General features: G+C 71.0%; 25 protein-coding genes. 19 read left to right on the forward strand and 6 right to left on the reverse strand.

Annotated elements, in window-relative coordinates; all coding sequences use genetic code 11:
* Positions 1-82: 82 nt before the first annotated feature.
* Genes ABZ642_RS26085 through ABZ642_RS26095 form a run of 3 tightly spaced genes read left to right on the forward strand, consistent with a single transcriptional unit; the run spans position 83 to position 2,549 of the window.
* Complete coding sequence (locus tag ABZ642_RS26085; RefSeq protein ID WP_360488726.1) at positions 83-670, forward strand: DUF5998 family protein; 588 nt, start codon at positions 83-85, stop codon at positions 668-670.
* Complete coding sequence (locus tag ABZ642_RS26090; protein WP_360488729.1) at positions 670-1,863, forward strand: nucleotide pyrophosphatase/phosphodiesterase family protein; 1,194 nt, start codon at positions 670-672, stop codon at positions 1,861-1,863. The genes ABZ642_RS26085 and ABZ642_RS26090 overlap by 1 nt, the downstream gene beginning before the upstream one ends.
* 38 nt (positions 1,864-1,901) lie before the next feature.
* Positions 1,902-2,549, forward strand: a complete 648-nt coding sequence (locus tag ABZ642_RS26095) for a thymidine kinase (RefSeq protein WP_360488732.1) — start codon at positions 1,902-1,904, stop codon at positions 2,547-2,549.
* Here the strand turns inward: ABZ642_RS26095 and ABZ642_RS26100 are convergent.
* Positions 2,539-3,354, reverse strand: coding sequence for a VOC family protein (locus ABZ642_RS26100; protein ID WP_360488735.1), 816 nt, complete (start codon positions 3,352-3,354; stop codon positions 2,539-2,541). The genes ABZ642_RS26095 and ABZ642_RS26100 overlap by 11 nt on opposite strands.
* Positions 3,355-3,669: 315 nt before the next feature.
* Here ABZ642_RS26100 and ABZ642_RS26105 point away from each other — a divergent pair, with 315 nt between their 5' ends.
* Complete coding sequence (locus ABZ642_RS26105; protein WP_360488738.1) at positions 3,670-4,512, forward strand: sulfurtransferase; 843 nt, start codon at positions 3,670-3,672, stop codon at positions 4,510-4,512.
* Positions 4,513-4,582: 70 nt separating this feature from the next.
* Here ABZ642_RS26105 and sepH read toward each other — a convergent pair whose 3' ends face one another.
* Positions 4,583-5,617: a septation protein SepH gene (sepH, locus tag ABZ642_RS26110; RefSeq protein ID WP_360488741.1), complete on the reverse strand. Its 1,035-nt coding sequence runs from the start codon at positions 5,615-5,617 to the stop codon at positions 4,583-4,585.
* Between the two features lie 471 nt (positions 5,618-6,088).
* Between sepH and ABZ642_RS26115 the strand changes: the two genes are divergently transcribed.
* Positions 6,089-6,880 carry a hypothetical protein gene (locus ABZ642_RS26115; RefSeq protein ID WP_360488744.1) on the forward strand — a complete coding sequence of 264 codons (792 nt, stop codon included), beginning with the start codon at positions 6,089-6,091 and terminating at the stop codon, positions 6,878-6,880.
* Here ABZ642_RS26115 and ABZ642_RS26120 read toward each other — a convergent pair.
* Together ABZ642_RS26120 and ABZ642_RS26125 are read right to left on the reverse strand one after the other, a co-directional pair.
* Entirely contained in the window at positions 6,804-8,132 is a 1,329-nt protein-coding gene (locus tag ABZ642_RS26120; RefSeq protein WP_360488747.1) for a D-arabinono-1,4-lactone oxidase, read from the reverse strand. The two genes, ABZ642_RS26115 and ABZ642_RS26120, sit on opposite strands and share 77 nt — an antisense overlap.
* On the reverse strand, positions 8,092-9,330 hold the full coding sequence (locus tag ABZ642_RS26125) for an MFS transporter (protein WP_360488750.1): 1,239 nt from the start codon (positions 9,328-9,330) through the stop codon (positions 8,092-8,094). Before ABZ642_RS26125 ends, ABZ642_RS26120 begins: the two co-directional genes overlap by 41 nt.
* Before the next feature lie 159 nt (positions 9,331-9,489).
* Between ABZ642_RS26125 and ABZ642_RS26130 the strand changes: the two genes are divergently transcribed.
* Entirely contained in the window at positions 9,490-10,617 is a 1,128-nt protein-coding gene (locus ABZ642_RS26130; RefSeq protein WP_360488753.1) for a ferrochelatase, read from the forward strand.
* A gap of 8 nt (positions 10,618-10,625) precedes the next feature.
* A complete protein-coding gene (locus tag ABZ642_RS26135; RefSeq protein ID WP_360488756.1) occupies positions 10,626-11,441 on the forward strand; it encodes an inositol monophosphatase family protein in 816 nt (271 codons plus the stop codon).
* A gap of 151 nt (positions 11,442-11,592) precedes the next feature.
* Here ABZ642_RS26135 and ABZ642_RS26140 read toward each other — a convergent pair whose 3' ends face one another.
* Entirely contained in the window at positions 11,593-11,766 is a 174-nt protein-coding gene (locus tag ABZ642_RS26140; protein ID WP_351709989.1) for a hypothetical protein, read from the reverse strand.
* Between the two features lie 415 nt (positions 11,767-12,181).
* On the opposite strand from ABZ642_RS26140, the gene ABZ642_RS26145 reads away from it, so the two are divergent.
* From ABZ642_RS26145 to ABZ642_RS26160, 4 genes are all read left to right on the forward strand, one after another.
* Positions 12,182-12,835 (forward strand): response regulator transcription factor, encoded by a 654-nt coding sequence (locus ABZ642_RS26145; RefSeq protein WP_196943825.1) that lies wholly within the window; start codon positions 12,182-12,184, stop codon positions 12,833-12,835.
* Between the two features lie 5 nt (positions 12,836-12,840).
* A complete protein-coding gene (locus tag ABZ642_RS26150) occupies positions 12,841-14,100 on the forward strand; it encodes a HAMP domain-containing sensor histidine kinase (RefSeq protein WP_360488759.1) in 1,260 nt (419 codons plus the stop codon).
* A gap of 402 nt (positions 14,101-14,502) precedes the next feature.
* Positions 14,503-14,799: a DUF4193 domain-containing protein gene (locus ABZ642_RS26155; protein ID WP_003997302.1), complete on the forward strand. Its 297-nt coding sequence runs from the start codon at positions 14,503-14,505 to the stop codon at positions 14,797-14,799.
* A gap of 13 nt (positions 14,800-14,812) precedes the next feature.
* Positions 14,813-15,730, forward strand: coding sequence for a hypothetical protein (locus tag ABZ642_RS26160; RefSeq protein WP_360488762.1), 918 nt, complete (start codon positions 14,813-14,815; stop codon positions 15,728-15,730).
* A gap of 27 nt (positions 15,731-15,757) precedes the next feature.
* On the opposite strand, the gene ABZ642_RS26165 is transcribed toward ABZ642_RS26160, so the two are convergent.
* The gene (locus tag ABZ642_RS26165) at positions 15,758-16,219 is read right to left on the reverse strand and encodes a DUF3093 domain-containing protein (RefSeq protein WP_360488765.1); all 462 of its coding nucleotides are present in this window, start codon (positions 16,217-16,219) and stop codon (positions 15,758-15,760) included.
* Between the two features lie 58 nt (positions 16,220-16,277).
* Here ABZ642_RS26165 and ABZ642_RS26170 point away from each other — a divergent pair, with 58 nt between their 5' ends.
* The 8 genes from ABZ642_RS26170 (at position 16,278) to ABZ642_RS26205 (ending at position 24,230) form a co-directional block, all read left to right on the forward strand.
* Complete coding sequence (locus ABZ642_RS26170) at positions 16,278-16,862, forward strand: PaaI family thioesterase (RefSeq protein WP_360488768.1); 585 nt, start codon at positions 16,278-16,280, stop codon at positions 16,860-16,862.
* A complete protein-coding gene (gene dut, locus ABZ642_RS26175; protein ID WP_360488771.1) occupies positions 16,859-17,422 on the forward strand; it encodes a dUTP diphosphatase in 564 nt (187 codons plus the stop codon). Before ABZ642_RS26170 ends, dut begins: the two co-directional genes overlap by 4 nt.
* Position 17,423: 1 nt before the next feature.
* Positions 17,424-18,185, forward strand: coding sequence for a DUF3710 domain-containing protein (locus ABZ642_RS26180; RefSeq protein WP_360488774.1), 762 nt, complete (start codon positions 17,424-17,426; stop codon positions 18,183-18,185).
* A 194-nt stretch (positions 18,186-18,379) separates the two neighbouring features.
* Complete coding sequence (locus tag ABZ642_RS26185) at positions 18,380-19,549, forward strand: alginate lyase family protein (RefSeq protein ID WP_360488777.1); 1,170 nt, start codon at positions 18,380-18,382, stop codon at positions 19,547-19,549.
* A gap of 156 nt (positions 19,550-19,705) precedes the next feature.
* The gene (locus tag ABZ642_RS26190; RefSeq protein WP_360488780.1) at positions 19,706-22,285 is read left to right on the forward strand and encodes a sensor histidine kinase KdpD; all 2,580 of its coding nucleotides are present in this window, start codon (positions 19,706-19,708) and stop codon (positions 22,283-22,285) included.
* Positions 22,282-22,968 (forward strand): response regulator, encoded by a 687-nt coding sequence (locus tag ABZ642_RS26195; protein ID WP_360488783.1) that lies wholly within the window; start codon positions 22,282-22,284, stop codon positions 22,966-22,968. Before ABZ642_RS26190 ends, ABZ642_RS26195 begins: the two co-directional genes overlap by 4 nt.
* Before the next feature lie 104 nt (positions 22,969-23,072).
* Positions 23,073-23,471: an OB-fold nucleic acid binding domain-containing protein gene (locus tag ABZ642_RS26200; protein WP_351325771.1), complete on the forward strand. Its 399-nt coding sequence runs from the start codon at positions 23,073-23,075 to the stop codon at positions 23,469-23,471.
* Between the two features lie 3 nt (positions 23,472-23,474).
* Positions 23,475-24,230, forward strand: coding sequence for a DUF3159 domain-containing protein (locus tag ABZ642_RS26205; RefSeq protein ID WP_360488786.1), 756 nt, complete (start codon positions 23,475-23,477; stop codon positions 24,228-24,230).
* Positions 24,231-24,258 lie beyond the last annotated feature (28 nt).

Consider the following 24,258-nt stretch of genomic DNA (forward strand, 5'->3'; position numbering starts at 1 on the left):
AACACCCGCCCCCGTGGTGGCTTTCCACCGGGGTGCGTCGACTGGCCCGGACCCCCCTTGCCCACGGATTAGGATGGACGCCATGGCCAAGACCAGTACGACGACCCAGGGGCTGCGCGTCGCGATCGAGCGCAGCGGCTACTACCCGGCCCTCGTGGCCGAGGCGGTGGAGGCTGCCGTGGGCGGTGAGCCGATCCGGTCGTACCTGGTCCACCAGGAGACGACGTTCGACCAGAACGAGGTGCGGCGGCATGTGACCGTGCTCGTCCTCACCGGCAACCGCTTCATCGTCAGTCACACCGACGAGCAGGCCGCCGACACCACCTCCCCGACGCCGTACGCCACCACCTCGACGGAGTCGGTCAAGCTCGGCCGGATCTCGTCGGTCGTGGTCAGCCGGGTGGTGGCGAACCCGGAGCAGTACACGCCGGGCACCCTGCCCCGCGAGATCGTGCTGACCATCGGCTGGGGCGCGGTCTCCCGTATCGACCTGGAGCCCGCCGCCTGCGGCGACCCCAACTGCGAGGCCGACCACGGCTACACGGGCAACTCCACGGCGGACGACCTGAGCCTGCGCGTCAGCGAGGCGGGGGACGGCCCGGAGACGGTGCGCCAGGCGCTCGCCTTCGCCCAGGCCATCTCCGAGGCGACCGCGGACGTCACGCACTGATGGCGTACGCCGCCTGGGACCATCCGGAACCGCTCGCCCTCGGCTCCGCGCCGCTGCCCGAGTACGGCAGCGGTTCCCTCGCCGACCTGCTGCCCACCCTGGCCGCCGGGATGGCCGTACCCGGAATGACCGCGTCGATCACGGAATTGACCCCGGCCGACCGCAACTGCGTCTTCCTGGTCGACGGTCTGGGCTGGGAGCAGCTCAGGGCCCACCCGGACGAGGCGCCCTTCCTGGCCTCGCTGCTCGGCAGTTCACGCGGCGGCACCGGACGGCCGATCACCGCCGGCTACCCGGCGACCACCGCCACCTCCCTCGCCTCCGTCGGCACCGGCCTGCCGCCCGGCGCGCACGGCCTGCCCGGCTACACCGTCCGCAACCCCGCCACCGGCGAGCTGATGAACCAGCTGCGCTGGCAGCCGTGGACCGACCCGGCCGCCTGGCAGCCGTACCCCACCGTCTTCCAGCGTGCCGCCGACGCCGGCGTGCACTCGGCCCAGGTGTCCTCCCCGACCTTCGAGCGCACCCCGCTCACCAAGGTCGCGCTCAGCGGCGGAACGTTTCACGGCCGGCTGACCGGCGAGGAACGGATGGACTTCGCGGCGGAGCAACTGGCCGCCGCCGACCGTTCCCTGGTGTACACGTACTACGCCGAGCTGGACGGAGCCGGGCACCGCTACGGCGTCGACTCCGACACCTGGCGCGGCCAGCTGATGCACGTCGACCGGCTGGTGCAGCGGCTCGCCGAGCAGCTCCCGCCGCGCAGCGCGCTGTACGTCACCGCCGACCACGGCATGCTCGACGTGCCGTTCGACGAGCAGCACCGCATCGACTTCGACGAGGACTGGGAGCTGCGGGCCGGGGTCGCCCTGCTCGGCGGCGAGGGCCGGGCACGGCATGTGTACGCGGTCCCCGGTGCCGCGAGCGACGTGCTGACCTGCTGGCGCGAGGTGCTCGGCGAGCAGTTCTGGGTGGCCTCCCGGGACGAGGCGATCGCGGCCGGCTGGTTCGGCCCGTCGGACCGGTTCGACCAACGGGTCTACGAGCGGATCGGTGATGTGGTCGCGGCCGCGCACGACGACGTCCTGATCATCGCCTCCGAGCGGGAGCCCAAGGAGTCGGCGATGGTCGGCAACCACGGTTCGATGACCCCCGTCGAGCAGCTCGTCCCGCTGCTCGAAGTACGCTCCTAGCGCCCCTGATCCCACCCCCGAAAGGTGCTCAACTCCCCATGCCCGAGCTGGTCTTCTTCTCCGGAACGATGGACTGCGGGAAGTCGACCCTGGCTCTGCAGATCGAGCACAACCGGTCGGCCCGCGGTCTCGTCGGCATGATCTTCAGCCGTGACGACCGCGCCGGCCACGGCAAGCTGTCCTCCCGCCTCGGCCTGGTCACCGACGCCGTGGAGGTCGAGGACGGCCAGGACCTGTACGCGTACCTGGTCGACCATCTCTCGCAGGGCGGCCGCGCGGACTACGTCATCGCCGACGAGGCGCAGTTCCTGGTGCCGAAGCAGATCGACCAGCTCGCGCGCGTGGTCGACGATCTGGGCCTGGACGTCTACGCGTTCGGCATCACCACCGACTTCCGCTCCAAGCTGTTCCCCGGCTCCCAGCGGCTGGTGGAGCTGGCCGACCGGGTCGAGGTGCTCCAGGTCGAGGCCCTGTGCTGGTGCGGCGCCCGTGCCACCCACAACGCCCGCACGGTGGGCGGCGAGATGGTCGTCGAGGGTGCCCAGGTGGTCGTCGGCGATGTCAACGAGTCGGCCGGGAAGGTCGGTTACGAGGTGCTGTGCCGCCGCCACCACCGGCGCCGGATGACCGCCGCGTCGGCCCGCGCGGCGGCCCTCTCCCCGGACGTCCTGCCCGTCACGACCTGACCCGGCGCGGGCTCTCGATCACCGAGAAGACCGCGCCCTCCGGGTCGGCCACCGTGGCGACCCGGCCGTGTGCGCCGTCCCGGGCCGGCTGCAGCACCTGCCCGCCCAGCTCGGCGACCTCGCGCAGGGCCGCGTCCGCGTCGGCCACCTCGAAGTACGTCAGCCAGTGCGGCCCCCGGTCCCGCGGCAGCGAGAGACCGACCCCGTGGATGCCGGCCACCGGGCGTCCCTCGACGTGCAGGGTCACGTAGTCGAAGTCGGCGGACACCACCGGCTCCTCCTCGTACCCGAACACCGCCTCGTAGAACTTGGCGACGCTCGCGGTCTCGAAGGTGAGCAGCTCGTTCCAGGCGGGCGTGCCGGGGACACCGGTGACGGCCGTGCCGAGGTGGGCAGAGGCCTGCCAGATGCCGAACACGGCGCCCGACGGGTCGGAGCCGATGGCCATCCGCCCGGCCTCGGCCGCGTCCAGCGGGCCGACGCCCACCGTGCCGCCGCACAGCCGGGCCGTCTCGGCCGTCAGGTCCACGTCCTCCGAGGCGAAGTACGGCGTCCAGGCGATCGGCAGCCGGCGGTCCGGCGGCAGCTGCCCGATACCCGCGACCTCCTGCCCGTCGAGCAGCGCCCGGACGTAGGGTCCGAGCTGCTGCGGTCCGGGCTGGAACTCCCAGCCGAACAGGGCCTCGTAGAACTCCTCGATCGCGGTCAAGCCGTGCACCATCAGACTCACCCAGCAGGGGGTGCCGGGCGTGCGCCGAGCGTGTGTACCGCCGTTCAGGCCGGCCGATCCCCGTACCTCGGTCATCGTCACTCTCTCCTCGGCCCCCTCACGGTGGCCGTGTCGCTTCCGCTCTCCGGACCGGCTGTGCCGCAGCCGCGGGCACGCCCCGTGCCGATGCTCGCACCCTCCGTGGCGTCCTGCGTCCAGGCGGGGGTGGCGGCCTTCGCCGCGAGGATGCCTGATCTGCCGTTTCCCGCCCGTTACCGGGCGATTGCTGCCGAGTGTCCATCAGCTGTACAGCATGTGCCCGATCCCGTACGCCCGGTGATCGTGCCTGTCCGGCCGAGCAGAGTAGTCGTACCTGGACGATGCGGCCACCCCTGGCGTAAGGATGGGGCCATGGAAGCCATCATCAACGCAACCGAACTCGCCGCCGACCTGGCCGGGCCGAACCCGCCCGTGCTGCTGGACGTGCGCTGGCAGCTGACCACGCTGGGCGGCGCGGCCTTCGACGGCCGGGCCGAGTACGCCGCCGGGCACCTTCCGGGCGCCCGTTACGTGGACCTCGACACGGAGCTGGCCGGCGCGCCCGGCGAGCGCGGCCGCCATCCCCTGCCCGACCTGGCCGTCTTCGGGGCCGCGATGCGCCGGGCGGGTGTGTCGGCGGGCCGGCCGGTGGTCGTGTACGACGGCGGACACGGCTGGGCGGCGGCGCGCGCCTGGTGGCTGCTGCGCTGGACGGGTCACCCGGATGTGCGGGTCCTGGACGGCGGGTTGCCGTCCTGGGAAGGCGCTCTTTCGGCTGACGCGGCCGAGCCGGCCGAGGGTGACTTCGAACCGGCGCCCGGCGCGCTGGAGTTGCTCGACGCGGACGGGGCGGCCGCGCTGGCCCGCGCGGGTGTGTTGCTCGACGCCCGCGCGGGGGAGCGGTACCGGGGCGAGGTGGAGCCGATCGACCGGATCGGCGGCCACATCCCGGGCGCGGTCTCCGCGCCGACCACCGAGAACGTCGGCCCGGACGGCCGTTTCCTGTCCGCCGGGGAGCTGAGCGACCGTTTCAAGGCCCTGGGCACCTCCGCGGCGGCCCCGGTGGGCGTCTACTGCGGCTCGGGTGTCTCGGCCGCCCACGAGGTGCTGGCGCTGGCCGTGGCGGGCATCCCGGCGGCGCTGTACGTCGGTTCATGGTCGGAGTGGTCCGCGGACCAGTCCCGTCCGGTCGCGGTCGGCCCCGACCCGCAGTAGGACAGCGAGAAGAGGGGGCACGCGCGCGTGCCCCCTCTTCGTACGGCCGTACGAGTCCTGCTACTCCTTGCTATTCCTGCTTCTTGCGCCGCGTTCCGAAGACGATCTCGTCCCAGCTCGGCACCGCGGCCCGGCGGCCGGGGCGGACGCCGTCGGCCTCGGCCTGGCGGTCGGTGGCGCCGATCAGCCGGTCGCGGTGGCTGCCGACGGAGCGGGGCATGAGGACGTCCGCGTAGGCGGAGCCGGCCGAGGCCGCGGGTGCCGGGGGCTCCTCCGCCGCCGGTTCCGGAGCGGGCTCCTCCGGTGCGACCTCCGCCGGGCGCTCCGGGACCACCATGTCGCCCCGGAAGCTCGGTACCGCCTCCAGCAGGCTGGTCAGCGAGTCCCGCTCGCCGGCCGTCTCCTCGACCGGTTCGGCCGTCTGCGCGGGCAGGCTCGGCCGGTCCCGGTCGCCGGAACGGTCCAACGGGCGGTCACGCGGCAGCCGCGCGATCCGCGGCACGAACGGAAAGCTGGGCTCCGGTACGGCGAGGTCGTCGGACTCGCCGATCAGCGAGCGCGCCTCGTCGTCGACGGCCTGGACCAGCCGCCGGGGCGGGTCGTAGGTCCAGCTCGCCGAGTGCGGTTCGCTCGCGACGCGGTAGACGAGGAGGACTTCCCAGGTGCCGTCGTCGCGCCGCCAGGAGTCCCACTGCACGGTGTCCTTGTCGGCACCACGCAGCACCAACCGCTCCTGGACGGCCTCGCCGAGCAGCGGCCCGGAGTTCTCGCCGGGCCGGCGGACCGGCGTCTTGCGGGCTCGCTCGGCCATGAAGGCGCGCTCGGCCAGTACCGGACCCTCGAAGCGCCGCACCCGGTCGACGGGGATCCCGGCGAGCTGGGCGACCTCTTCCGCGGTCGCACCCGCCCGTATCCGCGCCTGGATGTCTCGGGGCCGGAGATGGCTCTCGACCTCGATCTCGATCTGGCCGAGCCGGGGCCGGTCGCCGCGTACGGCGGCACGGAGCCGTTCGTCGATCGGAAGCGTGTACTCCGTAGAGTCGGCAGCCTTGAGCACCAGCCGTGTGCCGTCATTGGAGACGGCCACGACACGCAGTTCGGGCATGGGGACCTCCCGGGTGGTGCCTGCCGACGTCACGTGCGTCGCTGCTTCCGCTAGTCGAGTGTGGCCTGCCCGGGTGCAGCCTGCCACAACCTTGCCGAGTTGCCCGGCGTGTCGGGCACAGGCCCGGGTACGCCGTTATGGCACGGTTACCTATTCGCAACGCTAAGTGACCAACTCCGTCACCCTGTGCAACTAGCCCCCTCCCGGCGGTCCTGCAAGGCCCCGGACGCCCTGGCGGGAGACCGGACCCAGGGCTCGCAACAGTACTCCATTCGGGCCACGTGCGTGGATTGGCGCGCCGCCCAACTTCTGGCAACGAGCCGCCCCTGGCCGCCGGTTGCCCACTTCGGGCGATCTTGAACGTGGCGTACTTCACGCAATCCGCAGAAACGGAACTATTGGTTTCGTTCGTACGTCCCTTTCTTATGCAGTCGATCGAACAAGTACCGGAAGGGCAGGCAAGGTTCGGGAATGCGTGAAAGGCCCGGTTCCGGTGACCAGACCAGTGCGGGGGAGGAGGTGAAGGGGAGTTCGAAGCGGATCGACCTCAGCGTGCCCCAGGTCGCGGGCAGCGCGGTGGCCGCGGTCGTGGCCGCCAAACTCGCGTCCTATGCGGGGGTGTACGGCACGATCCTCGGCGCCGGAGTCGTCAGCGTGATCGCCACCTGCGGCGGCACCCTGTTCCAGCACTTCTTCAAGCACACCGGTGAACAGCTGCGCGACGCGACGGTGGCCCCCCGGCTCCAGGAGCAAGCGCCCCCGGCGCCCGGCGAGTTCACCGCGGGCACCGTCTACCGCGCCCGGGTGCGGACCTGGCGCCGCCCGGTGTTCGCGGCGGCCCTGGTGTTCGTGGTGGCCATGGCCGGTGTCACGACCTACGAACTGGTCTCCGGCAGCAGCTTCAGCGGCGGCTCCGGTACGACGGTCAGCGGCGCCGTCACCGGCGACACCGGGTCCTCGAAGTCGTCGGCCCCCGCCGATCCTGCGGACCCCTCGGGCTCCGCCGACCCGAACTCCGTTGAGGGCACGGGCACTTCGCCGACCCCGACCCCGACACCGTCGCCGCCGTCGTCCTCGGACGCGTCACGGACACCGGCGAGCGGGGGTGCCACGACGCCGGCACCGTCCCCGAGCGAGTCCGCGAGCGGGGAGCCGAGTACGGCCCCCTCGCCCGCCGGGCCGCCGGCTACTGACCCAGAACCCTCCGCAAGTAGTCGTTCTGGAACAGCCGGTCCGGATCGAGCCGATCCCGCAGTGCGGTGAACTCGCCGAACCGCGGGTAGGCCTTGGCGAAGTACTCCGCGTCCCTGGTGTGCACCTTGCCCCAGTGCGGACGGCCCTCGTGCGCGGTGAAGATGCGCTCGGCGGCGGTGAAGTACGCCTGGTACGGGGTGCCCCGGAACATGTGCACCGCGACGTAGGCGCTGTCCCGGGCGGAGGCGGTGGACAGGGCGATGTCGTCGGCCGGGGCGGTACGGACCTCGACCGGGAAGTTGATCCTGAGACCGGAACGGTCGACCATCGCCTTCAGTTCCCGCAGCGTGTCCACCAGGGCCTCGCGCGGCACGGCGTACTCCATCTCCACGAAGCGCACCCGGCGCGGGGATGTGAAGACCTTGTAGGGGATGTCCGTGTACGACCGCGCGGACAGTGCCCTGCTGGAGATCCGGGCGGCCGTCGGTACGACGGCGGGCACCGCGCGGCCGAGCAACTGCACGCCGTGGAAGAGGCCGTTGGAGAGGAACTCGTCCTCGAACCAGCCGGCCAGCTGCCCCACCGGCTGCGGCGGGCCCGCGCTGCGGTTGTTGCGCTTGGTGTTGGTGTTGCCGGTGTGCGGGAACCAGTAGAACTCGAAGTGCTCGTTCTCGGTCCAGAGCTGGTCGAACTCGGCGAGGACCCGGTCCAGGGGCATCGGCTCCTCCCGCGCGGTGAGCAGGAAGAGCGGCTCCACGGCGAACGTGATCGCGGTGACGATCCCGAGCGCGCCGAGACCGATCCGCGCGGCCGCGAAGATCGCGCGTTCTTCCTCGGTCCCCTTCCCGGAGCAGGTGAGCACCGAGCCGTCGGCGGTGACCAGTTCGAGTTCCCGGATCTGGGCGGCGAGCGAGGCGGACTCGCGGCCCGTGCCGTGGGTGCCGGTGCTGGTGGCCCCGGAGACCGTCTGCTCCATGATGTCGCCCATGTTGGTCAGCGACAGGCCCTCGCGGGCCAGGGCCACGTTGAGTCTCTTGAGCGGGGTGCCGGCCTCGACCGTGACGGTCATGGCCTTCCGGTCGATATCGCGGATCCCGGTCAACAGTTGAGGGCGGATCGAGACACCGTCGGTCGCGGCGATCGAGGTGAAGGAGTGGCCGCTGCCGACCGCCTTCACCTTCAGTCCGTCCTGGGCCGCCTGCCGTACCGCCGCCGCCAGTTCGTCCACGGAGGCGGGCGTGACCTCCCGCGCGGGACTGACGGTGACGGTCCCTCCCCAGTTACGCCACGTGCCGCTCTTCCCGCTCGCTGTACTGCTCAACGGTGCCTCCCCGACCCGTGACCGGCCTGTTGAGCCGGCGGTACCCGAGGAAACCGACCGCGACCGCGACGGCCCCGGACACGGCCGGAACCCCGTACCCGGCACGGGCCCCGGCCGCGTCGATCACCCAGCCGGCGACCGAGGAGCCGAGCGCCACCCCGACCGCGAGGCCGGTGCTCACCCAGGTCATGCCCTCGGTGAGCTTCGCGCGAGGTACGTGCTTTTCGATGAGGGACATCGCCGTGATCATCGTCGGCGCGATGGACAGGCCCGCAACGAACAGCGCCACGGCCAGAAGCGGCAAGTTTCCGACCAGTAGGAGGGGGATCATACTCACGGCCATCGCACATATGCCCAGCAGCCACCTGCGTTCCGGCTTCCCCCCGAACCGCATCAGGCCGAAGACCACCCCGGCCAGACAGGAGCCCGCCGCGTACAGCGCCAGGACCACGCTCGCGGCGCCCTTGTGGCCGCGTTCGTCGGCGAAGGCGACGGTCACCACGTCCACCGCCCCGAAGATCGCTCCGGTGGCCACGAAGGTCGCCACCAACACCTGGAGGCCGGGCGCGCGCAGCGCCGAACCGCGGGTGTCGTGCTCGCGCGGGTGCGGCGCGGGTTCCGTGGCGCGCTGGGCGGTCAGCCAGAAGACGCCGGCGGCCAGGAAGCACCCGGCCAGCAGCGGTCCCGCCTCCGGGAACCAGACCGTGGACAGGCCGATGGAGATGATCGGCCCGAAGATGAAGCAGACCTCGTCGACGACGGACTCGAACGAGTAGGCGGTGTGCAGCTGCGGGGTGCCCCGGTAGAGGGCGGCCCAGCGGGCCCTGACCATCGCGCCCAGGCTCGGCACCGCGCCGATCCCGGCGGCGCAGACGAACAGCACCCAGTCCGGCCACCCGTAGTGCGCGGCGAGGAGCAGCCCGGCCGCCGCCGCCAGCGCGAGCAGCGTCGCGGGACGCAGCACCCGGCGCTGGCCGTACTGGTCGACCAGCCGGGACACCTGCGGGCCGACCGCGGCGGCGGCGAGCGCGATGGTGGCCGAGAGCGCGCCCGCGAGGCCGTAGCGCCCGGTGAGCTGGGAGATCATCGTGACCACGCCGATGCCCATCATGGACAGCGGCATCCGGCCGACGAAGCCCGCGGCGGAGAAGCCCTTGGTGCCGGGGAGGGCGAACAGGGCGCGATAGGGGCTGGGCACGGAGGTCTCCGACGGCTGGGTAAGGCGTGACAGCGGTTGGTACAGCTTACGAGTTAGGGGACCCTAATGCACCTTGTCGGCACTGGGGATAAATCTCCCGAATCCGACTCTTCACTCTCCTGTTTCCGGGGTGTCAGCGCCGGGTGGCAGGATCGGCACATGTCAGACGCGCTCGATGCCACCCCCTACGACGCCCTGCTCCTGCTCTCCTTCGGCGGCCCGGAAGGCCCGGACGACGTGGTCCCGTTCCTGGAGAACGTGACGCGCGGGCGCGGTATCCCGAAGGAACGTCTCAAGGAAGTCGGGCAGCACTACTTCCTGTTCGGCGGGGTCAGTCCGATCAACGACCAGAACCGCGCCCTGCTGGACGCCCTCCGCAAGGACTTCGCCGAGCACGGCCTGGACCTGCCGATCTACTGGGGCAACCGCAACTGGGCGCCGTATCTGACGGACACCCTGCGCGAGATGGTCGCCGACGGCCGCCGCCGCATCCTGGTGCTCGCCACCAGCGCCTACGCCTCCTACTCGGGCTGCCGTCAGTACCGCGAGAACCTCGCGGACTCGCTGGCCGAGCTGGCGGCCGAGGGCCTCGAACTGCCGAAGATCGACAAGCTGCGGCACTACTTCAACCACCCCGGCTTCCTCGACCCGATGATCGACGGGGTGCTGCGGTCCCTCGCCGACCTCCCCGAGGACGTCCGAGCGGGCGCCCACATCGCCTTCACCACCCACTCCATCCCGACCGCGAGCGCCGACACCTCGGGGCCGGTCGAGACCCACGGGGAGGGCGGCGCGTACGTCGAGGAGCACCTGGACGTGGCCCAGCTGATCGCCGACGCGGTCCGCGAGCGCACCGGCGTCGACCACCCCTGGCGGCTCGTCTACCAGTCCCGCTCCGGCGCCCCGCACATCCCCTGGCTGGAGCCCGACATCTGCGACCACCTGGAGACACTGCACGGCGCCGGGGTCCCGGCCGTCGTCATGGCCCCCATCGGCTTCGTCTCCGACCACATGGAGGTCCTCTACGACCTCGACACGGAGGCCACCGCCAAGGCCGAGGAGCTCGGCCTGCCGGTACGGCGGTCCGCGACCGTCGGGTCCGACCCGCGGTTCGCCGCCGCGATCCGTGAGCTGGTCCTGGAGCGCGCGGGCGTGGAGAGCGGGCGCGAGGTCACACCGTGCGCGCTGGGCGCGCTGGGCGCGAGCCACAACCTGTGCCCGGTCGGCTGCTGCCCCGCCCGCGCCCCTCGCCCGGCCGCGGCCGGTGCCGACAGCCCGTACGCGTGAGGAGCCCCGTGACCGACGCCCTGCACACCGACCTGCTCAAGCTCGCCAAGGAGGCGGCCGCCCGCGCGGGCGAGCTGCTGCGGGACGGCCGCCCGGCCGACCTCGCCGTGGCCCGGACCAAGTCCAGCCCGATCGACGTCGTGACCGAGATGGACATCGCGGCCGAGAAGCTGATCACCGACCTGATCTCCGGACACCGTCCCGACGACGGCTTCCTCGGCGAGGAGGGCGCGTCGACGCCGGGCACGAGCGGGATCCGCTGGGTGATCGACCCGCTCGACGGCACGGTCAACTACCTGTACGGGTTGCCGACCTGGGCGGTCTCCATCGCCGCCGAGCAGGACGGCGAGACGGTGGCCGGTGTCGTGGCGGCGCCGATGCGCGGCGAGACGTACCACGCGGTACGGGGCGGCGGAGCCTGGGCGACCGGGGCGTGGGAGGGCGAGCGGGAGCTGCGCTGCCGCCCGGCGCCGCCGCTGGACCAGGCGCTGGTGTCGACCGGCTTCAACTACGTGACGGAGGTCCGCACCCACCAGGCCGAGGTCGCCGCCCGGCTGATCCCGCTGCTCCGCGACGTACGCCGGAGCGGGTCGGCGGCGATCGACCTGTGCGATGTCGCCTGCGGCCGGCTGGACGGGTACTTCGAGCGTGGGCTGAACGCGTGGGACTGGGGCGCGGGCGACCTGATCGCGCGGGAGGCCGGCGCGTTGACCGGTGGCCGCCCCGGAGAACGCCCCTCCCGGGACCTGACGATCGCCGGCACCCCGGGTGTCTTCGAGCCGCTCCAGCGGCTGCTGGACGACTTCGGGGCCTGGCACGACTGAGCGCCGGACGTCGGGAAGAGGGCCCGGTTTCTTCTGATGCCGGTGAATCGAACGTTGTTGCGGTGGGTAGGGGGCAAGGTATGAGCAGGGCCCCGGCGCTGGATTCGCCGGGGCCCTGCTCCTGTGCCGGTGAGTTGCTGCTGCGGGACTGTCAGACGCTGGTCATGCCGACTTCCACGCCGTGTTCGGCGGCGAGGCGGCGCAGGTCGTCGAGCTCGGCCTGTTCCACTTCGACAAGGAAGTCGTCGCCCTCGTCACGAGCCCGGGTGATGTCGGACTCGGTCGCCTTTATGCGCTGCAGAAGTCCTGTGGTGAATGCGTCCATGCTGCGCCCCCTCGTCCTGGGTCGTGGGTCGGTGGCACGGGGGTGTGCCGTTGAAGGGGCGATCACGTCTCTCGCGGGTGCCCAGCGCTGCCCAGCTGGGCGGCGACGGTGCCGGACACCCCCATCGTCCACTCTGCTGTAGCGGCGACGTACGTACCGCATGGTGCTGCGGCACATGCAGAGCGTGATCGCGGGGTGTACATGCCGTCCTCCCCCCGCTCCCCTCCGTGGAAACCTCAACCGGAAGAGAAAATCTCGCATTCCCGCCCAGCGCCGCCGATCCTGCTGCCCAGCCCCCGTCTTACTGCCGACTTATGGCCGAAAAGGGCAGGATGGAGGTCACACACCCCATGGAGACCCCTGCCCACGTGCGCCGGTGCGCGCTACGCGGGTGGACAGCGGAAGGACAAGCGACGTGCGCGTACTCGTCGTCGAGGACGAGCAACTGCTCGCCGATGCGGTGGCCACCGGACTGCGCCGGGAGGCCATGGCCGTCGACGTCGTGTACGACGGTGCGGCCGCCCTGGAGCGCATCGGCGTCAACGACTACGACGTGGTCGTCCTCGACCGCGACCTCCCCCTCGTGCACGGCGACGACGTCTGCCGCAAGATCGTCGAGCTCGGCATGCCCACCCGCGTGCTGATGCTCACCGCGTCCGGCGACGTCAGCGACCGCGTGGAGGGCCTGGAGATCGGGGCCGACGACTACCTTCCCAAGCCCTTCGCGTTCAGCGAGCTCATCGCCCGAGTACGCGCCCTCGGCCGCCGTACCAGCGTGCCACTGCCCCCCGTCCTGGAGCGCGCCGGCATCAAGCTCGACCCGAACCGCCGCGAGGTCTTCCGTGACGGCAAGGAGGTCCAGCTCGCGCCCAAGGAGTTCGCGGTCCTGGAGGTCCTGATGCGCAGCGAGGGCGCGGTGGTCTCCGCCGAGCAGCTCCTGGAGAAGGCCTGGGACGAGAACACGGACCCCTTCACCAACGTCGTACGGGTGACCGTGATGACGCTGCGCCGCAAGCTGGGCGAGCCCGCCGTGATCGTCACCGTCCCCGGCTCGGGCTACCGGATCTGATGACTGTGGCCACCACTCCCGCACCTCCGCAGGCACCCCCCAAGCCCACCTGGGACCCCCGCAGACCGCAGCCGGTCTTCCCGTGGCTGCGCCCGACGATCCGGATACGGCTCACGCTGCTGTACGGCGGCATGTTCCTGATCGCCGGCATCCTGCTGCTGTCGATCATCTACCTGCTCGCCGCGCAGGCGATCAGCACCGGCAACCAGCCGCTGTTCAAGATCGTCGCTTTCCAGAAGCTGCAGGTGTCCAGTGACAACTGCCCCGCGATCAACATGGCCGGCACCACGTCCACCGTGCCGCTGCAGGACTTCAACAACGCCATCGCCCTGTGCGTGGACCACCAGCGCCAGGCGGCCCTGGACGACCTGCTGAGCCGTTCGCTGCTGGCCCTGCTGGGCCTCGCCGTGATCGCCTTCGCGTTCGGCTACGCGATGGCCGGCCGGGTGCTGTCCCCGCTCGGCCGGATCACCCGCACCGCCCGCGCGGTGGCCGGCTCGGACCTGTCCCGCCGGATCGAGCTGGACGGCCCGGACGACGAGCTCAAGGAGCTCGCGGACACCTTCGACGACATGCTGGAGCGGCTGCAGCGGGCCTTCACCGCCCAGCAGCGCTTCGTCGGCAACGCCTCCCACGAACTGCGCACGCCTCTGGCGATCAACCGCACGCTCCTGGAGGTGCATCTGTCGGACCCGGGCGCGCCCATGGAGCTGCAACAGCTCGGCAAGACCCTGCTGGCCACCAACGAACGCAGCGAGCAGCTCGTGGAGGGCCTGCTGCTGCTCGCCCGCAGCGACAACCAGATCGTCGAGCGCAAACCCGTGGACCTGGCCGAGGTGGCCACCCAGGCCGTCGACCAGGTGCACGCCGAGGCGGCGGCCAAGGGCGTGACCATCCGGGGCGTACGGAAGCCGGCCGTGGTGCAGGGCAACGGCGTCCTGCTGGAGCGGATCGCGCTGAACCTGGTGCAGAACGCGGTGCGCTACAACGTGCCCGAGGACGGCTGGGTCGAGGTCGACACCGAGATCCAGCACGGCCAGGCGGTAATGTCGGTCTCGAACACCGGTCCGGTGGTGCCCGCGTATGAGATCGACAACCTCTTCGAGCCCTTCCGGCGACTCCGTACCGAGCGCACAGGCAGCGACAAGGGCGTCGGCCTGGGTCTGTCCATCGTCCGGTCCGTGGCCCGGGCGCACGGCGGCCACATCGCGGCCCAGCCCCGCGAGGGCGGTGGTCTGGTGATGAGGGTCACCTTGCCGGTCTGATGCCGTTACAAGATCACGACACACGCGGAGGATGTTCGCTTTGCGCGGAATTTTCTGTCGGCGTGGCGTGGTACCCCATGTGTGATCGATCACAAGGGCGGATTTCCGGCCATCTACTCTCCGTGATCATGGCTGGGGGAATAAAGCCGGGAAAATCCCTGTTTTCACGGGTCTTGATCACGGGAAGTACAGGGTGAGGCGCCTTTGAGGTGTCTCGTGAGAACCGTGTACGGTCCCCATCGCCATTCAACCCGATCGCTCTCGAGGGATCCGGTTGGGTGTCGATTGAGTAACAGACCTTGATGTGAGGCAAAATCTCCGCCTCAGGTCGGGCACAAGTCCGGCCTCTCACGCGTTACGTGCGCTGGAGACACCGCAGACACCCAGAGGGGGAGAGCGACAATGGCAACCGATTACGACACTCCACGCAAGACCGACGATGACGTCGACTCGGACAGCCTTGAAGAGCTGAAGGCTCGGAGGAACGACAAGTCCACGTCCTCGGTGGACGTAGACGAGTTCGAGGCCGCCGAAGGCCTGGAGCTGCCCGGCGCGGACCTCTCGAACGAGGAGCTGGCCGTCCGGGTGCTGCCCAAGCAGCAGGACGAGTTCACCTGCATGAGCTGCTTCCTGGTGCACCACCGCAGCCAGCTGGCCCGGGAGAAGAACGGTCAGCCGATCTGCCGCGACTGCGACTGAGGAGGGGTCGGGCATGACTGGCTCGACCCCACCCCGGAAGCGCCGCTTCCCCCTGCCGGGAGCGGACTCGGGGCCGTCCGACGGCCCACGCGCGCGTGACGACGGGCGAGGCTCATCCGATCCGGGAGCCTCGCTCGAACCGGCGGCCGACCGGGGTGACCTCCCGGCGCCGGCGGACCGACCCGCGCCCGTCGCCAGGCGACGGGCCGGGGTCATCCGTGACAAGGCCGTGAATCTGGCCCGGGAAGGCGCCCGCAAGGGCGGCAGCCGGGCGAGAGCGGGGCTGGCCTACCTCGCGGACCGGATCATCGAGATCGCCCCTCGTGTCCCCGTACGCGACCTCGCGACCCTGCGTCGGCAGTTCCCGGACCTCGGGCCCGAGCAGCTCGCCGACAAACTGGTGGCGGGCGCGGCGGGCGCGACCTCGGCGGTCGGGGCCGGGGTCGGCGCGGCGGCGATGCTGCCGGTGCCGCCGGCGATGCCGACCGAGCTGGCCGCGGAGATCACCGGGGTCGCGGCGATCGAGCTGAAGCTGATCGCCGAACTCCACGAGGTCTACGGCGTGCGGCCGCCGGGGAACCTGAAGGCCCGCAGCACCGCGTATCTGTCCTCCTGGTCGGGGGAGCGCGGGATCGACGTGATGAAGCCGTCGACCGTCAACAACGCCCTCGGCGGGCACATGAAGCGCGAGTTGCGCCAGCAGATCATGAAGCGGATGGTGCGGGACCTGCCCAACCTGATGCCGTTCATGGTGGGTGCGGCGGTGGGCGCGGTCATGAACCGCCGCGACACCAAGAAGCTCGCGGCGCGGATCCGGGCGGACCTGAGAAAGATCCAGGTGCCGTGGGAGGAACTGCCGGAGCTGCCGCCGCTGGAGAAACCGGCGGAGCCGCTGCCGATCGCCGAACTGCCGGAGGACCTCGGGGGCTGACGGCCGGCGGCCGGAACCGGGCGAGACCTACTGGGCCTTCTTCGCCGCCTCGATCGCCGCCGCCAGAGCCTCCGGCTCACGCGTCGACAGGTACAGGTACGGCGTCGGGTCCGCGGGGTCGGTGACCTCCACGCGCAGGGCCCTGGGGATGTAGGCGCGCAGCAGGAGGAAGGCGCGGACGTCGGCCTTGTACGTGCGCCAGGCGCGCGCCTCCTCCGGGTCCAGGACCTCTGAGGCGCCCAGGGCGGACACCGGGATCTTCGCCTCGCCCGCGATCAGCGAGTCGCCCACCACCCGGATGCGCGGGGAGCCGTACGAACTGGCCACCACCGCTGCCGCCGCCGTGCCGCCCACCAGGCCGCCCAGCGTCGGCAGAGTGCCGAAGGGAAGCAGGACCAGGGCGCACGAGACGCCGATCAGGAAGCTGAGGAACCACCACGACCAGGGGGCCGTGAGGCGTTCTTCGTACGGGGTGGTGGAGAGCTGCATGGCGTCAAGCTTGGCACGGTGTCCGGATTCACCGGACGCGCGGGTAAGGTCTGCGGCTGTGAGTGGTAGTTCCGCAGCTCTTCAGCCTCCCGCCAGTGCCCGGAAACCGGTGCGGCATCCCGATGCTCCCGCGCCCGGCGAGCTCATCGGCGCCCACTACGAACAGTGTTTCGGGTGCGGCCACGAGCAGTCGCACGGGCTGCATCTGGAGGTGCGGGCGGGCGAGGGGGTCTCCCTCACCGCCGAGTTCACCGTGCGGGCCGCCCATCAGGGCGCCCCGGGCCTCGCGCACGGCGGTGTCCTCGCCACCGCCCTCGACGAGACGCTCGGTTCGCTGAACTGGCTGCTGCGGAAGATCGCCGTCACCGGACGGCTGGAGACCGACTTCGTACGGCCGGTGCCGGTGGGCACCACGCTGTATCTGGCGGCCGAGGTCGCCGCGGTGGCCGGCCGGAAGATCTACTCGACCGCCACCGGGCGCCTGGACGGCCCCGACGGACCCGTCGCCGTCCGTGCCGACGCCCTCTTCGTGGAGGTACCGGTCGAGCACTTCGTCGACAACGGCCGCGAGGAAGAGATCAAGGCCGTCATGAACGACCCGGACCAGATCCGGCGCAGCCGCGCCTTCGAGGTGAACCCGTGAACCCCGCATCCTGTGTGAGCCCTCTCGACGTCCTCATCCGGCGCGTTGACCCGGACGTACCGCTTCCGGCGTACGAGCACCCCGGTGACGCGGGAGCCGATCTGCGGACCACGGAGGCGTGCGAGCTGAAGCCCGGCGAACGGGCCGTTCTGCCCACAGGGGTGTCGATCGCCCTCCCGGACGGGTACGCGGCCTTCGTGCACCCTCGTTCGGGGCTCGCCGCCCGGTGCGGTGTGGCCCTCGTGAATGCCCCGGGGACGATTGATGCCGGGTACCGTGGGGAGATCAAGGTGATCGTGGTGAATCTCGATCCGCGCGAGGTCGTGCGGTTCGAGCGCTTCGACCGGATTGCCCAACTGGTCGTCCAGCAGGTCGAGAGGGTCCGCTTCCAGGAGGTGGCGGAACTTCCCGGCTCGGCACGGGCCGAGGGGGGCTTCGGGTCCACCGGCGGGCATGCCGCGGTGGGTGACGGGAGCGGCACAAGCGGTCAGGCCGCCGACGGTGGCCGGACGGGTGGGAATCGATACGCTTCGGTCGTATCCGACCGGGAAGGACAGTGACGTGTTCGGACGTCGCAACAAGAAGGGTGCCGCCGAGGACGCGGCCGGCGAGGCCGAGCAGGTCGTCGACAGCATCGGCACCGAGGCGGACGAGGAAGAGGGCGAGCGCGAGCGCGTACGCCTGGAACCGGAGCCCCGGCCCGACGGGCCGTGGGACGACTCCGAGGTGCGGGAGCCGGGCGAGGGCCGGGTGGACCTCGGCGGGCTGTTTGTGCCCGGCGTCGACGGCATGGAGCTGCGGGTCGAGGTCGCGGGTGACGCGATCGTCGCGGCGACCGTGGTGCTCAAGGACAGCGCCGTGCAGTTGCAGGCCTTCGCCGCACCCAAGCGCGAGGGCATCTGGGGCGAGGTGCGTGAGGAGATCGGCTCCGGCATCACCCAGCAGGGCGGCATCGTAGACGAGGTGGAGGGCCCGCTGGGCTGGGAGCTGCGCGCCCAGGTGCCGGTGCAGCTGCCGGACGGCACGGGCGGCTTCCAGGTCGTGCGGTTCGTCGGTGTGGACGGTCCGCGCTGGTTCCTGCGCGGGGTGATCTCCGGGCAGGGCGCGGTGCAGCCGCAGGCCGCCGGGCTCCTGGAGCAGATCTTCCGTGACACCGTCGTGGTCCGCGGCGAGGGTCCGATGGCCCCCCGTGACCCGATCGTCCTGAAGCTGCCGAACGACGCCCAGATGGTCCCCGAGGGTGTCCAGCAGGAGGAGTCCTCGCGCTTCTCAGGCGGCATGGGCCAGCTCCAGCGCGGGCCGGAGATCACCGAGGTCCGCTGACGCAACAGGTGGCGACAAGGGCCGTACCCCGCACCGGGGTGCGGCCCTTTCACATGCGCGGGCTTCGGGTGTGAATGGCTCCGGCTTACTTCACACCTTGACGGAAGCTTGGTCCGTACCTACGGTCTCGGCACGCCTATGTTCACAGAGGCGCTCCAGGTTCACATACGAGAACGTACGAGAACGGAGTCGCTGTGCGTCGCATCCCCCTGCTCGCGGTCGTGGGAGCCCTGCTCCTGGGCGTCTTCACGGCCCCCGTCGCCCACTCGGCCCCCAGCACCTTCGTGCACCCCGGAGTCACCGTCTCCAAGGCCCAGCTGGACTTCGCCCGCACCGAGGTACTGGCCGGCGCCCAGCCCTGGAAGGCGGCCTACGACCAGATGATGGCGAGCAAGTACGCCGACCTGAACCGGACGCCCGCGCCCAGGGCGACGGTCGAGTGCGGGTCGTACTCGAACCCCAACTACGGCTGCACCGACGAGCGCGAGGACGCGATCGCCGCCTACACCGACGCCCTCGCCTGGTACATCACCAAGGACGCCCGCTACGCCCAGAAGGCGATCCAGATCATGGACGCCTGGTCGGCCACGATCACCAGTCACACCAACAGCAACGCGCCCCTGCAGACCGGCTGGGCCGGCTCCTCCTGGCCCAAGGCCGCCGAGATCATCAGGTACACGTACACCGGCACCTGGGCGAACGAGGCCCGCTTCGCCACCATGCTGCGCAACGTCTACCTCCCGACCGTCATCAAGGGCTCCAACTCCAACGGCAACTGGGAGCTGACGATGATGGAGGCCGCCGTCGGCATCTCCGTCTTCCTGGAGGACAAGACGTCGTACGACACGGCCATGGCCAAGTTCCGCACCCGCACGGCCGCTTACGTGTACCTGGCCTCCGACGGGTCGGTGCCGAAGACCGTGCCCAGCCAGAACCTCGACACCACCGCCAAGATCGTCTCCTACTGGCAGGGCCAGTCCACCTTCGTCACCGGACTCACCCAGGAGACCTGCCGGGACTTCACGCACACCGGCTACGGCATCTCCTCGATCTCGCACGTCGCCGAGACCAGCCGGATCCAGGGCCAGGACCTCTACGGCACGGACGTCGGCGAACGGCTGCGGCAGGCGCTCGGCTTCCAGTCCAAGTACCAGCTGGGCACCGCCGTCCCCAGCTGGCTCTGCGGCGGCTCCCTGACCCTCGGCCTCGGGCCCGTCACCGAGGTCGGCTACAACGCCCTCCACAACCGGCTGGGCATCGCCATGACCAACACCCAGACGCTCACCCAGAACAACCGTCCCGCGGGCACCAACAACCTCTTCGTCGCCTGGGAGACCCTCACCCACGGCGACAACCCCAACTGAGCCTCCTGTGCCCCGTGACCTCCTCGGAGAGGCCCGCGGGGCACATCAGGGTTGCGTCAAAGATGCCCGCCGCCGAACCACCTGACCAGTTCGCCCGGATTGTTGGCCGTAAGGTCGACGCTGCGTAGGCGGCGGTAAGCGGAAGACAATGGGACCATGGCACGCGGCAAGCTTCGGATCTATCTCGGTGCGGCACCGGGCGTGGGCAAGACCTACGCCATGCTCTCCGAGGCCCACCGGCGCGTGGAGCGCGGCACCGACTGTGTGGTCGCCTTCGTCGAGCACCACAACCGGCAGCGCACCGAGGTGATGCTGCACGGCCTGGAGCAGGTCCCCCGCAAGGAGCTGGAGTACCGGGACGCCACCTTCACGGAGATGGACGTGGACGCGGTGCTGCACCGCGCCCCCGCCGTCGCCCTGGTGGACGAACTCGCCCACACCAACATCCCCGGCTCCCGCAACGCCAAGCGCTGGCAGGACGTCGAGGAACTGCTGGCGGCCGGGATCGACGTCGTCTCCACCGTCAACATCCAGCACCTGGAGTCCCTCGGCGACGTCGTCGAGTCCATCACGGGGGTGCGCCAGCGCGAGACCGTGCCCGACGAGGTGGTACGGCGCGCGGACCAGATAGAGCTGGTCGACATGTCGCCCCAGGCGCTGCGCCGGCGCATGGCGCACGGCAACATCTACAAGCCGGACAAGGTCGACGCGGCCCTGTCCAACTACTTCCGCCCCGGCAACCTGACCGCCCTGCGCGAACTGGCGCTGCTGTGGGTGGCCGACCGGGTCGACGAGTACCTGAAGCAGTACCGCAGCGAGCACCGGGTCTCGGCGATCTGGGGCTCGCGGGAGCGGATCGTCGTCGGGCTGACCGGCGGGCCCGAGGGGCGCACGCTGATCCGGCGGGCCGCGCGGCTCGCCGAGAAGGGCGCGGGCGGCGAGGTCCTCGCCGTCTACATATCCCGCAGCGACGGCCTGACCTCGGCCTCCCCGAAGGAACTCGCCGTCCAGCGCACCCTGGTCGAGGACCTCGGCGGCACCTTCCACCAGGTCGTCGGCGAGGACATCCCCGCGGCCCTGCTCGACTTCGCGCGCGGGGTCAACGCCACCCAGATCGTGCTCGGCTCCTCCCGCCGCAAGGCCTGGCAGTACGTGCTCGGGCCCGGCGTCGGCGCCACGGTCGCCCGCGAGTCGGGACCCGATCTGGACGTCCACATCGTCACCCACGAAGCGGTGGCCAAGGGACGCGGGCTGCCGGTGGCCCGGGGTGCCCGGCTCGGACGCGGCCGGATCATCGCGGGCTGGCTGGTCGGCCTGGCCGGCCCGGCCGTCATGGCGGTGCTGCTGAACACCGTCGACCTCGGCCTGGCCAACGACATGCTGCTCTTCCTGACCCTCACGGTCGCGGCGGCGCTGCTCGGCGGGCTCTTCCCGGCGCTGGCCTCGGCGGCCTTCGGGTCGCTGCTGCTGAACTACTTCTACACCCCGCCCCTGCACCGGCTCACCATCGCCGATCCGAAGAACATCGTGGCCATCGTGATCTTCTTCGGGGTCGCGCTGTCCGTCGCCTCGGTCGTGGACCTCGCCGCCCGCCGCACCCACCAGGCCGCCCGGCTGCGCGCCGAGTCGGAGATCCTCTCCTTCCTCGCCGGCAACGTGCTGCGCGGCGAGACCAGCCTGGAGGAGCTGCTCGAACGGGTCCGGGAGACCTTCGGCATGGAGTCCGCCGCCCTTCTGGAGCGGGCGGGCGACGTCCAGCCGTGGAGCTGCGCGGGCCGGGCCGGCGTCGGACCCGCCCTGGCGCGGCCCGAGGACGCCGACGTCGACGTGCCCATAGGCGACCACATGGCCCTCGCGCTGACCGGCCGGGTGCTGCCCGCCGAGAACCGCCGGGTGCTCGCCGCCTTCGCCGCCCAGGCAGCCGTCGTACTGGACCGCAGGCGGCTCCAGGAGGAGGCCGAGCAGGCCCGCACGCTCGCCGAGGGCAACCGGATCCGGACGGCCCTCCTGGCCGCCGTCAGCCATGATCTGCGCACCCCGCTCGCCGGGATCAAGGCGGCGGTGTCGTCGCTGCGCTCCGACGACGTGGCATGGTCCGAGGAGGACCAGGCCGAGCTGCTGCAGGGCATCGAGGAGGGCGCCGACCGCCTCGACCACCTGGTCGGCAACCTGCTCGACATGTCCCGCCTGCAGACCGGCACCGTCACCCCGATCGTCCGGGAGATCGACCTCGACGAGGTGGTCCCGATGGCGCTGGTCGGGGTGGACGAGGGCAGCGTCGAGCTGGACGTCCCCGAGACCCTGCCCATGGTCGAGGCCGACGGCGGGCTCCTGGAGCGGTCGGTGGCCAACCTGGTCGAGAACGCCGTCAAGTACAGCCCGCCCGACCGGACCGGCCCTGTGGTCGTCGTGTCCGCCAGCGCCATCGCGGACCGCGTGGAGCTGCGGATCGTGGACCGCGGGCCCGGCGTGCCCGACGACGCCAAAGAGCGCATATTCGAGCCCTTCCAGCGCTACGGTGACGCTCCGCGCGGCGCCGGGGTCGGACTGGGGCTCGCGGTCGCCCGGGGCTTCACCGAGGCGATGGGCGGCACGCTCAACGCCGAGGACACGCCCGGTGGCGGCCTCACCATGGTCCTCACCCTTCGCGCGGCAGGATCGGTCACCGCAGCAGCAGAACCCGTGGCGGAAGCAGCAGCACAGGCCGCGGCAGAACCGGAAAGGCAGGCCTCATGACCCGTGTGCTCGTGGTCGACGACGAGCCGCAGATCGTGCGCGCCCTCGTGATCAACCTCAAGGCGCGCAAGTACGAGGTCGACGCGGCCCCCGACGGCCGTACCGCCCTCGAACTGGCCGCCTCCCGCCACCCCGACGTGGTCGTCCTCGACCTCGGCCTGCCCGACATGGACGGCGTCGAGGTGATCAGGGGGCTGCGCGGCTGGACCCGGGTGCCGATCCTGGTGCTGTCCGCCCGTCACTCCTCCGACGAGAAGGTCGAGGCGCTCGACGCGGGCGCCGACGACTATGTCACCAAGCCCTTCGGCATGGACGAGCTGCTGGCCCGGCTGCGGGCCGCCGTCCGCCGCGCCGAGCCGGTCGCCGGGGGCGGCGAGGACGACGTGCTGGTGGAGACCGAGGGGTTCACCGTCGACCTGGCCGCGAAGAAGGTCAACCGGGCCGGCCGGGACGTCCGGCTGACCCCCACCGAGTGGCATCTGCTGGAGGTGCTGGTCCGCAACACCGGCCGGCTGGTCAGCCAGAAGCAGCTGCTGCAGGAGGTGTGGGGGCCGTCGTACGGGACGGAGACCAACTATCTGCGCGTGTACATGGCACAGCTGCGCCGGAAGCTGGAGGCGGACCCCTCGCACCCCAAGCACTTCATCACGGAGCCGGGGATGGGGTACCGGTTCGAGAAGTGAACCGGGCGTCGGTTCGAGAGGTGAACCGGGCGGTCGGTTCGGGAAACGAGCCGGGGCGTGAGCTGGACTACGGCAGTGACGGTGAGCCCCGGTACGCTTCAGACATGAGTGCTGTTCCTCGTTCCGAAAAGCCGGCCGGCCGGTTCCGGCGCATGCTGGGCCGGCTGTCCTCGTCGCAGGAGGACCTGGAGTCGGAGGAGCTGCGCGAGGACGCCGACACGGCGGGCTGCATCCGGATCGGCGACTGCCAGGACCGGCAGATCGTCACCGTTACTGGTACCTTGCGCACGGTCACCCTGCGGCCGCGCGCCGGAGTTCCGGCCCTGGAAGCCGAGCTGTTCGACGGCTCCGCGGCGCTGGACGTGGTGTGGCTCGGCAGGCGCTCCATCGTGGGCATAGAACCGGGGCGCAGGCTGATCGCATCGGGCCGGATCTCGCTGAGCCGGGGCCGCCGGGTGCTTTTCAACCCCAAGTACGAACTGAGACCCCTCGGTAGGGAGTAGCCGGTGACGTCGCTCGACAAGCCGACCGAAGACACTCAGGCCAAGGACGATGCGCGGGCGGTGACCGAGGCCGCGCTGTTCGAGGCCTTCGGCGGCGTGCGCGGCATGGTCGAGACGGTGCTGCCCGGCCTGCTGTTCGTCACGATCTTCACCATCAACAAGGACCTGCACTGGTCGGCGATCGCCGCCCTCGCGGTCTCCGTGGTGCTGGTCGTGGTCCGCCTGGCGATGAGGGACACGGTCAAGCACGCCTTCAGCGGAGTCTTCGGCGTCGCCTTCGGTGTCGTCTTCGCGATGATGACCGGCAACGCCAAGGACTTCTACCTGCCCGGCATGCTCTACACGCTGGGCCTGGCGGTGGCCTACATCGTCACCACGCTGTGCGGGGTGCCGCTGATCGGCCTGATCCTCGGCCCGGTCTTCAAGGAGAACCTCTCCTGGCGCACCCGCAACCCCGGCCGCAAGAAGGCGTACGCCAAGGCCAGCTGGGCCTGGGGCCTGATCCTGCTCGCCAAGTGCGCGATCCTCTTCCCGCTCTACTGGTGGGCCAACACGGCCCAGCTCGGCTGGGTGCTGGTCGCCCTGAAGATCCCGCCGTTCCTGCTCGCGGTCTGGCTCACCTGGGTCTTCCTGGCGAAGGCGCCGGCGCCGATCGACGTCTTCGCCGAGATGGAGGCGGAGGAGAAGGCCGAGGAGGAGCGCAAGGCCGCGCTGGCCGCGGAGAGCGGTGAGCCCACCGGCGGACGCCACCGCAAGTAGACGGCCGCACGCGTACGACAGAAGGGCG

This window comes from Streptomyces sp. NPDC007157 (assembly GCF_040634235.1).
Classification (GTDB): Bacteria; Actinomycetota; Actinomycetes; order Streptomycetales; family Streptomycetaceae; genus Streptomyces.

Bases quoted from the DNA above. Each gene is read 5' to 3' on its own strand.
- sepH (WP_360488741.1), bottom strand. From the start codon at position 5,617: ATGCCCGAACTGCGTGTCGTGGCCGTCTCCAATGACGGCACACGGCTG.
- ABZ642_RS26095 (WP_360488732.1), top strand. From the start codon at position 1,902: ATGCCCGAGCTGGTCTTCTTCTCCGGAACGATGGACTGCGGGAAGTCG.
- ABZ642_RS26130 (WP_360488753.1), top strand. From the start codon at position 9,490: ATGTCAGACGCGCTCGATGCCACCCCCTACGACGCCCTGCTCCTGCTC.
- ABZ642_RS26115 (WP_360488744.1), top strand. From the start codon at position 6,089: ATGCGTGAAAGGCCCGGTTCCGGTGACCAGACCAGTGCGGGGGAGGAG.
- ABZ642_RS26085 (WP_360488726.1), top strand. From the start codon at position 83: ATGGCCAAGACCAGTACGACGACCCAGGGGCTGCGCGTCGCGATCGAG.
- ABZ642_RS26140 (WP_351709989.1), bottom strand. From the start codon at position 11,766: ATGGACGCATTCACCACAGGACTTCTGCAGCGCATAAAGGCGACCGAG.
- ABZ642_RS26165 (WP_360488765.1), bottom strand. From the start codon at position 16,219: ATGCAGCTCTCCACCACCCCGTACGAAGAACGCCTCACGGCCCCCTGG.
- ABZ642_RS26090 (WP_360488729.1), top strand. From the start codon at position 670: ATGGCGTACGCCGCCTGGGACCATCCGGAACCGCTCGCCCTCGGCTCC.
- ABZ642_RS26190 (WP_360488780.1), top strand. From the start codon at position 19,706: ATGGCACGCGGCAAGCTTCGGATCTATCTCGGTGCGGCACCGGGCGTG.
- ABZ642_RS26100 (WP_360488735.1), bottom strand. From the start codon at position 3,354: ATGACCGAGGTACGGGGATCGGCCGGCCTGAACGGCGGTACACACGCT.
- ABZ642_RS26160 (WP_360488762.1), top strand. From the start codon at position 14,813: ATGACTGGCTCGACCCCACCCCGGAAGCGCCGCTTCCCCCTGCCGGGA.
- ABZ642_RS26200 (WP_351325771.1), top strand. From the start codon at position 23,073: ATGAGTGCTGTTCCTCGTTCCGAAAAGCCGGCCGGCCGGTTCCGGCGC.
- ABZ642_RS26155 (WP_003997302.1), top strand. From the start codon at position 14,503: ATGGCAACCGATTACGACACTCCACGCAAGACCGACGATGACGTCGAC.
- ABZ642_RS26105 (WP_360488738.1), top strand. From the start codon at position 3,670: ATGGAAGCCATCATCAACGCAACCGAACTCGCCGCCGACCTGGCCGGG.
- ABZ642_RS26195 (WP_360488783.1), top strand. From the start codon at position 22,282: ATGACCCGTGTGCTCGTGGTCGACGACGAGCCGCAGATCGTGCGCGCC.